The following is a 9,395-nucleotide window of genomic DNA, read 5'->3' as shown; positions in this document are numbered from 1 at the left end:
TCTTGCCCCTTGCCTCTTGCCTCTTGCCTCTTGCCCCTTGCCTCTTGCCTCTTGCCTCTTGCCTCTTGCCTCTTGCCCCTTGCCTCTTGCCTCTTGCCCCTTGCCTCTTGCCTCTTGCCTCTTGCCTCTTGCCTATTCCCTATTTCCTATCAATCTTTGATAAACTAATCCTAAAGCATCAGTATTACCGACATTACCGGGAAACAACACCACTGGCAAATTAGGAAACAGGGGATGATCAGATGGGGTAATTACCATTGAACAACCTGCTAAAATTTGACCGAGTAATCGGGCTGAAGTTAAAGCCAGTCCCGTACTCAAGACATCGTTAGAAGTAATACCCCCCTTACTGATTAGGAATCCTAGATCAGATGGTAAACCCTGGACAATATCCATAAGTAAAGCTGAAACTGTATTGCCAAAATCTAATCTAGTTTTGACATCTTTAAAAGCCAATTCCTGACGGCTAGTATAAACTACTGGCGTTTTACCAGCACCATGTACTACTTTGACATTTTCGATAATCTCGATTAGCAGTTTAGCAGATTCATTTACCCCATTCTCAAGTAATCTGCCCACATTCACTTCTATACCTACCGTCCCCTCAACTTTTAATAATGATTCTAACTGTTGAGTTGTCTTTTTAACGTGAGAACCAACAATAATTACACCGGGTTTACCACCGCGCACATATTTTGCCATATTTTCAGCAGCAATGGGTTGAGGTGGCAAGGCAGCCAAAGCTGTTAAAATACTAGCAGCAGAACGGAATAAAAAGCGTTTTCCCCGACTTGCGGCTGTTAATACATCTACCGCAAAGGTATTCAGATCCTCTTGATTTTCCCCGTCTACAACAGCACACTGATTATTCTCAAGTTGTAACAAACTTTCTAAACTACCAGCACGGATATCTGCGAGTAAAAATCTAGTAACATTATCTTCTTTAATCCGCCCCTTAGTTTTTTCTTCTACATATTTAGGCAGATAGCTGTAATTATACCCAAAAACAGAATCACGGGCAAATTCTGTTTCATGTACAGGAGTGGGAACATCATCAATAATTAGATAATGAATACTGTCGCGGGTAATTCTTCCCCCTTCAAAAAATGCTGGTACAAGAAAATGAGCATCAAAGGGACCGAGTTCTTCGGCAATCACATCAGTTTCTATGGGATAATGTCCCCGTAAGGTAGAGTCAGAACGACTAACTACAAGAAAATCGGCGATTTTTTCCGCTGCTAAGGCAAGTTTCAGGTTATGACAAACTTCTCTAGTTACAGATGCGGCTGCTTCTGGGGTGAGGGAACGAGTATTTGTTAAAATGAAGAAAATGGGAGCATCATCTTTTAGTCCTAAACGTAAGGTTTCTACATCCCAACGCATTAAGAGTAAACAACTATGGACGGTTTGTGAACCAGTGGGATCATCATCAAGGACAATTATTTTAGGTTGGTTATTCATAAATAAGTAGGTTGGCGTTGAAAATTGTCGTTATGGCAAGGCAAAAGGCAATACTTCGACTTCGCTCAGTAACCAGAGGCAAGAGGCAAGAGTGAAGAGGGTTTGGGCGATTTTACGTTTCTTTACACAGTTTGGTTTTATTGTGTTCACCTACTTATGTGAATGGTGGTAGATATTCGACATCTAAAATTTGATCAATTGTGTAAGGGCAAATTGGAGGAAAGCAATTTAAACCGTTTTTCTTCTTTGCTTGTCGGGCTGCTGTATCAAATGTTTTACCCCTCCCTAGCCCTCCCCTTATAAAGGGGAGGGAACTGGATTTTTATTGTTACCGCCCTTTGCAAGGGTAAAGGGGGGTAACAATGTGATGAAAATTACGGGATACCACTTTTAAAACATTCTCTAAGGCAATCTGCAATGATTGATTAAGAAGTTGAGCATATTCACTAGCTTAACTACTAACTTGTAAGGTTTGCAGATTAGCTAAATTATTTACCACTAAATCTTGGTTATTAGCAAGCAGTTTTTTATTATCGCGCAAAATCCGTTCACTTCTCAAAGCGCGGACTAAATCTTCTCGAATTAAGTAGGTTGACGTTGAAAATTGTCGTTATAGCAAGGCAAGAGGCAAGAGGCAAGAGGCAATAGTAAAGAAGTTTTCAGCGATTTTACGTTTCTTTACACAGTTTGGTTTTATTGTGTTCACCTACTTAGTTGTAGTGCAGATATTACCTGTTCTCTGTCGCTAATGTTACTTCGGGTGTTACCGGAGTTAGGAAATCAGTTTTCATCTAGGATTTGTTCTAAGGAAGCAATGGGGGTAAGGCGGAATATGTCAAGAGAAAATTCTGAGCGATCGCTGACTAATTTTCTTGCTTCTTGATAACATTGATCAAATATTTCTAAAATGTAAGGTTTTAAACTAGGACTATCTTTGAGTTGATCTTTTATTTGCATACGAAAATTCCTGATTTCTCCTTTCCAATATCCTTGATTTCTTTCTCTTTCCTTATCCCAATATTTTAGCTTGAGTAGATGTTCAAGTAGCTTAGTTAATAAACTTTTAATTGCTCGTTTCTCACTTCTACCCATAGTTTCTAATTCTTCTAATAAATTCTCTAAGTCAATAGCAGAAAACTCTCCTGTACGCAGTTGGTTAATGGTTGTTCTGATCCACAGGTAATAATCTTGATCGTATAAGGTTTGGGTTGTTGATTGTGTTGATGTAACCATATACTGGTGAGGATTTTGCTATTTATTGTATTTTAACTTAGTTTTGGTTGATTATCAGAATCAGGATGTCTGGTTACTGAGCGAAGTCGAAGTACAGGATTTCAGGATTTTCAGGATGTTGGTTATCATTTTTCTTTTGGGGATTTGATTATTCATTTTTGATTGAACATACATAATTTACCTTAAATTTCATCACTTTCTTTGTCTGAATCAGGATATCCAGGATTTGAGGATTCTCAGGATGTTGGTTATCATTTTTCTTTTGGGGATTTGATTATTCATTTTTGATTAAACCTACATAATTTACCTTAAACTTCCATCAACACCCACCAATCAAATCCTGTACATCCTTAAATCCTGTACATCCTGATTCAGACAATTAATTAAATCTCATCAACACCCACCAATCAAATCCTGTAAATCTTCAAATCCTGGATATCCTGATTCAGACAAATTCCCAAAAATCAAATCCTGTAAATCCTCAAATCCTGTAAATCCTGATTCAGACAATTAATTAAATCCATCAACACCCACCAATCAAATCCTGTACATCCTTAAATCCTGTAAATCCTGATTCAGACAATTAATTAAATCCATCAACACCCACCAACTCCTAGCCTAACTACTACCCGATAGCGGTTTTGTAGCAACAACCCTGAACCACAGGTTTCACAAAAGAGGAGATTATCTGGATTTTGCGGCTTTGAGCAGCTAGGATTGATGCACAGGCTCATAATCTTGGTAAGTAGCACATTTATCCGATATTCTACCTTAATTTACTCAAAATAAGCAGCACATTGGTAGGGTGCGTCAGACTGGATAAATCCTGCAAATAAACAGATTGTTGATATCTGACGCACCATAGAACAGATTTTTAGAGATGCAGGAGTTAGAAACCGCGTCTACACAGACAAAACTCACCTGCGTGGGTTAAATTAATATTTTGTGAAGCTGGATTGAGGGCGATCGCCTATGATAGAAAGTATATAAATCACAAGTTAGGTTAAAATCAACAAACTTTACCTAAAATATACTATGCTGAAATGTTCATGCACATCATCGTGAATTTGTACAGCGCGCAAGTCCTAACGCCATATTATTTTTGACTTTTGACTTTTGACTTCCGCCTTGGGGTACTAGCGTTATATTGGTAAACCCAGCCAAAAAATCAGGAGCAGATTTAACTCCCAAAATAATTTTTGTAACAATTGTCACAATTACTTAAATCTGCCCTGAAAATGAATTAATCAAGTTGATAGTACATTTATCAAGCATAAATAGTTAATAAAACTTTAACTATCTATTGAGGCAAATCACAGCTACTCAGCGAAGAAAGTGCTATGGTGAAGGGAAATAATTGGGCATTTACAAGTGACACTCACCTAAGTATTACATACTTGGATTGTTCTGTAAAAAAACTGATCAACTCGAACCGTATTTGTTAACCGACAAATAAAATATCTAACTGATCATTAACAAAAAACCAAAGGTAGATGAATTATCAAGGTTATTAGGATAAAAAAACTAGCAAACATCAGAAAATTCTGATTGATAAACTGTCAAAAACACAACTATTTCAGCTAATATACATGAACCAATCTGCGAAACGTTACTCACCGCTCCAAGCTGCCCTGATTGGTGGAGCGATCGCCACAACTGCTACTATATCTGTATTTGGTCAAGCTTGGACACGCTGCGTTCATGCTGCTTTACAAGATAGTCCGAAAGCATTAGTTGACCAAGTTTGGCAGTTGGTGAATCGTGAATATGTTGATGGAAAATTTAACCAACAAGATTGGCAAGCGGTCAGGCAAAGTCTATTAAGTAAAGACTATACTTCTAAAGACGAGGCTTATGTAGCAATCCGCGAGGCTTTACAAAAGCTAGGTGATCCCTACACCCGGTTTATGAACCCCAAACAATATGAATCCCTGACAAACCAAACATCTGGGGAAGTGTCCGGGATTGGGATTCGGATGCAAGTTAACGAAAAAACCAAACGCCTCACGGTTATAGAAGCCATAGAAAACTCTCCAGCCCTCAAAGCTGGACTGAAATCAGGCGATGAGATTTTGGCAATAGATGGCAAATCTACCCTAAAAATGACAGTAGAAGATGCCTCAAAATTGATTCGTGGTCAAATAGGTACTTCTGTCAGCTTAGATTTAGAAAGACCAAATAACAAATTCAACGTTAAATTAACAAGGGCAACTATAGAAGTTCCCACAGTCCGGTATACCCTCAAACAAGAATCTGGTCGCCGAGTAGGATATATTCGGTTACAAGAATTTAGCTCCCATGCGGCGGATCAAATGCGGGTAGCTATTCGCACTTTAAAAGCCCAAAAAGTTGATTCCTACGTTTTAGATTTGCGAGGTAATCCTGGTGGTTTATTAAATGCGAGTATAGAAATCGCCCGGATGTGGCTAGATGATGGTCATATCGTCAAAACCGTAGACCGCAAAGGATCAAGCTCTCAAACAAAAGCCAATCAGACAGCAATTACCAAGCTACCTTTAGCAATTTTAGTTGACGGTAATTCCGCTAGTGCTAGTGAAATCCTCACTGGCGCACTCAAAGATAATAAACGGGCTGTAGTTGTTGGTAGTCAAACCTTCGGTAAGGCTTTGGTACAGTCAGTCCATGAACTAGGAGATGGTTCAGGTTTAGCTGTGACTATTGCCCATTACTATACACCAAATGGTACAGACATCAATCATAAAGGAATTGCTCCCGATATCAAGCTGGACTTGACCCAAACTCAAGAACGCCAATTAGCTTCTAATCCGAATTTAATTGGTACAAATAGCGATCCCCAATATACCCGTGCTATTGCTGTTCTTTCTAATGGCAAACTAGCACAATCAGTGACAAATCAAAATCCTCAGTCTATTAGTGTCAATGCGAAAGACTTGAAGTTTTAGCATTCATTGTAGCGACTGTCTTGATTGTCAAGCGATCGTTAAGGAAAAATTTAAAGTCTAGGAAAAAAGTCAGAAAATAGAGGAGAAAAACAGAACAGAACAAAACAGGTAAATTATAGATTGCCATAAATTACCAAACTAGATTGGAGGTATAAAAACGACAGTAGAACTTTATGCAGAAATTGGTTGTGAGTCTTGAGAAATAGACCAAGGAAGATGATCTCGAATCATCGCATTTAAAATAACTAACATTTTATGAACGCAAGCAGTAATGGCCAATTTTTTGGGTTTACCACGTTCAACCAAGCGCTCATAAAAAGTTTTGATAACAGGATTATGACGCATGGCAACAACAGCACCCATATAAAGAATGGCACGAACATGGGCGCGACCACCATTAATCATGCGCTTACCTTTGTGCTGACCACTATCATGATTAATTGGTGCAACACCAACTAAGCGAGAGATTTGTTTGGCAGTTAATTGACCTAATTCTGGTAAGTCAGAAACTAAAGTGGTAGAAATTACTTGACCAATGCCAGGAGTAGTTTTGAGTAGATTGACTTTATCAATCCATTGTTGATTATTTTGGGTCAACGTCTCAATTTCTTGATTGAGTTGTTGAAGATGTTGCTCAAGATAATCAATATGGGATTCAATATCTGTCAAAGCTTTACCACGAGCGCGGTCACGGCGATTCTTTTCCGCTGTAGACATTTCTACTAATTGTCTTCGGCGACTAATTAATTCGCCTAATTGACGTGACATTTCACAATCAAAATGCTAACACCTCCGGTTTCATTGCTTCACCGAAATGCGCCAAAATCTGTGCATCAATGGCATCGGTTTTGGCTAACTTACCTGTAGCTTTAGCAAAGTCTCTTCCCTGACGAGGATTGATTAATGCTACTGGTAAAAGAGCCGCTTGCAATTGAATGATTAATTCTGTTTCTAGTCCTCCTGTTGCTTCCAGTACGATTAGGTTTAAATCGTTAGATTGAAGTTGCTTAACTAGATTAGCTATTTCTGTTTCAGTATTAGCAAATTGAAATGCTTTACCCATTGGACGGATATAAACATCAAGTGTTGCTTTACTTACGTCAATGCCTACCCATTGGGAGATATAATCCATTTTTAACTCTCCAATTTCAATTACTTCTTTTTAATTTGTTTTGTTTTTATTCATCCCCTTGATTTCACTCATCCTTGCACGATACGGGCTATATTATCTATGTCTTTGTTCATAGTTTTTACCCCAGGCGACTGTTCGAGTTCTGTCATGGAGATTGTTGTGGTGATCCTTGCTACAAAGCGGTCTTTTCTGACCCAGGTTGGGACGGTCTACCACTTCTTCTAACATACCTCTAAGATACAAGGTTGGGTTCAGCCCACAACCCAACCTAAGAATCAAGAGTTAATGAATAAATTGCCTATCTTCTTCTGCTACCGAAACCGGAAGAACGACGACTGGAAGAACGTCCACCACTACCAAAACTACTACCAGAATTGCGTCGGGTAGAGCTAGAGTTACCAGAAGGACGAAGGGTACTACCACCAAAACCAGAACCAGAAGCTCGTCCAGTGGAGGTGCGGTTTGCGGTTCCTGAAGAGGAATTTCTGATGTTTCCTGTGGTGCGGAAAGCCGTGCGATTTCTCACTGCTGCGGGTGGTTCATTGTAGCGAGAACGGTAACTAGAAACAGCCGAGTCATAGTTAGAACCATAGCCACCGTAACCATTCATGATTCCACCGGGCTGATACACGGGGGGAACATAATATTGAGGTCTAAATAACATACTACTAATAGCTTGTCCCGCAACATTACCAACTAAAGCTCCGGCAAAAGGGGCCCAAAAACTACTTTGCTGACGGACAATTACAGTTTCCGGTTGTCCGGTTTGGGGATTGTTTCTGGTTTCAGTGACATTATGGACGTACTCAAGTTTGAAGTCTTCAGTCATGTATAAGATTGGCTGACTATTTTCTACTTTTAAGTAAGTTTTCTTACCTGCTTTGATTTCATCATCAGTCAATCGTGCCATTTGTAGCTTTTCTGTGGCAAAGCTGGGGGGATTGTTATTGAGTAAAAACAAGGTATACTCACCATTGGCATCGTTGTATGTACCCTGTTGTACTTCATACTGACCATCATTTAACTTGGTGGGAGTAGCGGTTTGGCTAACGTTCTTACTTGAGGAATTAGCGTCGTTTCCTCCTCCACAAGCGACAGTTGTTAAGCACAAGGTCAAGGCTAAACAAACAATCGTAAATTTACGTAGTATGCTAATCATCATCGTGTTTATGTTTGTTTTCGGGTACTCATTACAGAGTGAACTACCCACACTGACCTGACGGTACAGTGTCGGCTTCCTGTCCAGCAAAAAACACAGTAGTAGACTTCTTGCGTCCTCTATTACTGCGACTTACTTCTGGGCGACAGGCTTCTTGATGAAGTTGTTCATGGGGGAAACCCCCAAGACCACACTTCATCGCTTTATCCCCCGTTCCAGAGGTCAAAATTCGTAGTCCCTCATCTCTGAGGTTTATCGCTGCATTAATGTCTCTATCATGCTTGGTCTGACACTTCTCGCAAGTCCAAAATCTTATATCTAGTGGCAAACTTCCCACTTGATTAAGGCATACATGACAAGTTTTTGATGACGGGAAGAATCTATCAACTTCTTGATAAATTTTGCCTTCATTTTCTGCTTTGTATTTAAGCATGGTACAAAACATTCCCCAACCAACTTGTTGAATAGATTTGGCTAGGCAGTGATTTTGCATCATGCCCTTAACATGAAGATTTTCTACCACAATAACTTGGTTTTCGTTAACTATCCTACGAGATAGTTTATGAAGAAAATCTTCTCTACAATTAGTTATCTTTCTATGAACTCTAGCAACTTTCTTTCTAGCTTTATTTCGGTTGTTAGAGCCTTTTTGTTTTCTAGATAATTGCTGTTGTTTTAATTTTAAGTTTTTCTCATGCTTATTAAGTATTCTGGGGTTATCAAATTTAGAACCATCACTGGTAATTGCAAAATGAGTTAGCCCCAAATCAATACCTATTGCTTTGCCTTCTGCAATTAACTCTGGTTTATCTTTGCCATCTTCAAATAAAATTGCAGCAAAATATTGTTCACTACAATTTTTGGTGATGGTTACGGTTTTAATTTTCCCTTCAATCTCTCGATGAATAATTGCTGATACTTTCCCTATTTTTGGTAGGATTAATTGATGATCAGCAATTTTAACATTTTGAGGATATTGAATAGACTGCTTACCATGCTTAGATTTAAACTTGGGGTATTTAGCTCTTTTTTCAAAGAAATTGTTAAATGCAACTCCCAGGTTTAAACAGACTTGTTGCAAGCACTGAGAATAGGTTAAAGATAGCCACTCATGTTCTTTCTTTAGTTGAGGAATTATCTTTTTAACTTCGTATCCAGACAATCCTTTACCTGTCTCTTTATAAGTTTCGTTCATCAAATTCAAAAAATAATTCCATAGCCAACGACAGCTACCAAAAGCTTGTGCTAATGATTGCTGTTGTTGGGCATTTGGATATAATCTGACTTTGACAATTTTGAGCATATTAGAGTGAAAAGTATTTATTACGAAATAGTGTAACACAAGATTTGTGAATTGCCTCCATGTTTTTCTCCCTTGCTGTCGCTTTGGTCGAAAACCCGTCTAATTCCCACCAGGAGATTGCGGGAAGGCTGGGAGCCGCGTCTCTTTAGAGCGCGGGGGAAAGCCTACTCGTGCGGTTTTAAC

The 9,395-nt window shown here is 39.0% G+C and carries 6 protein-coding genes and 1 pseudogene; 1 reads left to right on the top strand and 6 read right to left on the bottom strand.

The genetic code is table 11. The features are described 5' to 3' along the window. Window positions 1–132: 132 nt before the first annotated feature. The 3 genes from HEQ36_RS25735 to HEQ36_RS26130 form a co-directional block, all read right to left on the bottom strand. Entirely contained in the window at window positions 133–1,461 is a 1,329-nt protein-coding gene (locus HEQ36_RS25735) for a four-carbon acid sugar kinase family protein (RefSeq protein ID WP_168635441.1), read from the bottom strand. 780 nt (window positions 1,462–2,241) lie between these two features. Then, window positions 2,242–2,694 (bottom strand): DUF29 domain-containing protein, encoded by a 453-nt coding sequence (locus tag HEQ36_RS25730; RefSeq protein WP_168635442.1) that lies wholly within the window; start codon window positions 2,692–2,694, stop codon window positions 2,242–2,244. 596 nt (window positions 2,695–3,290) lie between these two features. Beyond that, window positions 3,291–3,428: a 4-Cys prefix domain-containing protein gene (locus tag HEQ36_RS26130; RefSeq protein WP_325064582.1), complete on the bottom strand. Its 138-nt coding sequence runs from the start codon at window positions 3,426–3,428 to the stop codon at window positions 3,291–3,293. A gap of 855 nt (window positions 3,429–4,283) precedes the next feature. Between HEQ36_RS26130 and ctpB the strand changes: the two genes are divergently transcribed. After that, window positions 4,284–5,618 (top strand): carboxyl-terminal processing protease CtpB, encoded by a 1,335-nt coding sequence (gene ctpB / locus HEQ36_RS25725; RefSeq protein ID WP_053539855.1) that lies wholly within the window; start codon window positions 4,284–4,286, stop codon window positions 5,616–5,618. A gap of 171 nt (window positions 5,619–5,789) precedes the next feature. Here the strand turns inward: ctpB and HEQ36_RS25720 are convergent. From HEQ36_RS25720 to HEQ36_RS25710, 3 genes and pseudogenes are all read right to left on the bottom strand, one after another. Continuing rightward, window positions 5,790–6,750 (bottom strand): annotated as a pseudogene (locus HEQ36_RS25720) (IS110 family transposase). Window positions 6,751–7,048: 298 nt separating this feature from the next. Next, window positions 7,049–7,912 carry a hypothetical protein gene (locus HEQ36_RS25715; RefSeq protein ID WP_053539854.1) on the bottom strand — a complete coding sequence of 288 codons (864 nt, stop codon included), beginning with the start codon at window positions 7,910–7,912 and terminating at the stop codon, window positions 7,049–7,051. A 40-nt stretch (window positions 7,913–7,952) separates the two neighbouring features. Next, window positions 7,953–9,212 carry an RNA-guided endonuclease TnpB family protein gene (locus HEQ36_RS25710; protein ID WP_053539853.1) on the bottom strand — a complete coding sequence of 420 codons (1,260 nt, stop codon included), beginning with the start codon at window positions 9,210–9,212 and terminating at the stop codon, window positions 7,953–7,955. Window positions 9,213–9,395 lie beyond the last annotated feature (183 nt).

It is taken from the genome of Anabaena sp. 54 (assembly GCF_017355725.1).
Lineage (GTDB): Bacteria > Cyanobacteriota > Cyanobacteriia > Cyanobacteriales > Nostocaceae > Dolichospermum > Dolichospermum heterosporum.
The sequence above is the reverse complement of the archived record's forward strand: the minus strand, read 5'-3'. Positions and strand labels throughout refer to the sequence as shown.

Bases quoted from the DNA above. Each gene is read 5' to 3' on its own strand.
- HEQ36_RS25715 (WP_053539854.1), bottom strand. From the start codon at position 7,912: ATGATGATTAGCATACTACGTAAATTTACGATTGTTTGTTTAGCCTTG.
- HEQ36_RS25710 (WP_053539853.1), bottom strand. From the start codon at position 9,212: ATGCTCAAAATTGTCAAAGTCAGATTATATCCAAATGCCCAACAACAG.
- HEQ36_RS25730 (WP_168635442.1), bottom strand. From the start codon at position 2,694: ATGGTTACATCAACACAATCAACAACCCAAACCTTATACGATCAAGAT.
- HEQ36_RS26130 (WP_325064582.1), bottom strand. From the start codon at position 3,428: ATGAGCCTGTGCATCAATCCTAGCTGCTCAAAGCCGCAAAATCCAGAT.
- HEQ36_RS25735 (WP_168635441.1), bottom strand. From the start codon at position 1,461: ATGAATAACCAACCTAAAATAATTGTCCTTGATGATGATCCCACTGGT.
- ctpB (WP_053539855.1), top strand. From the start codon at position 4,284: ATGAACCAATCTGCGAAACGTTACTCACCGCTCCAAGCTGCCCTGATT.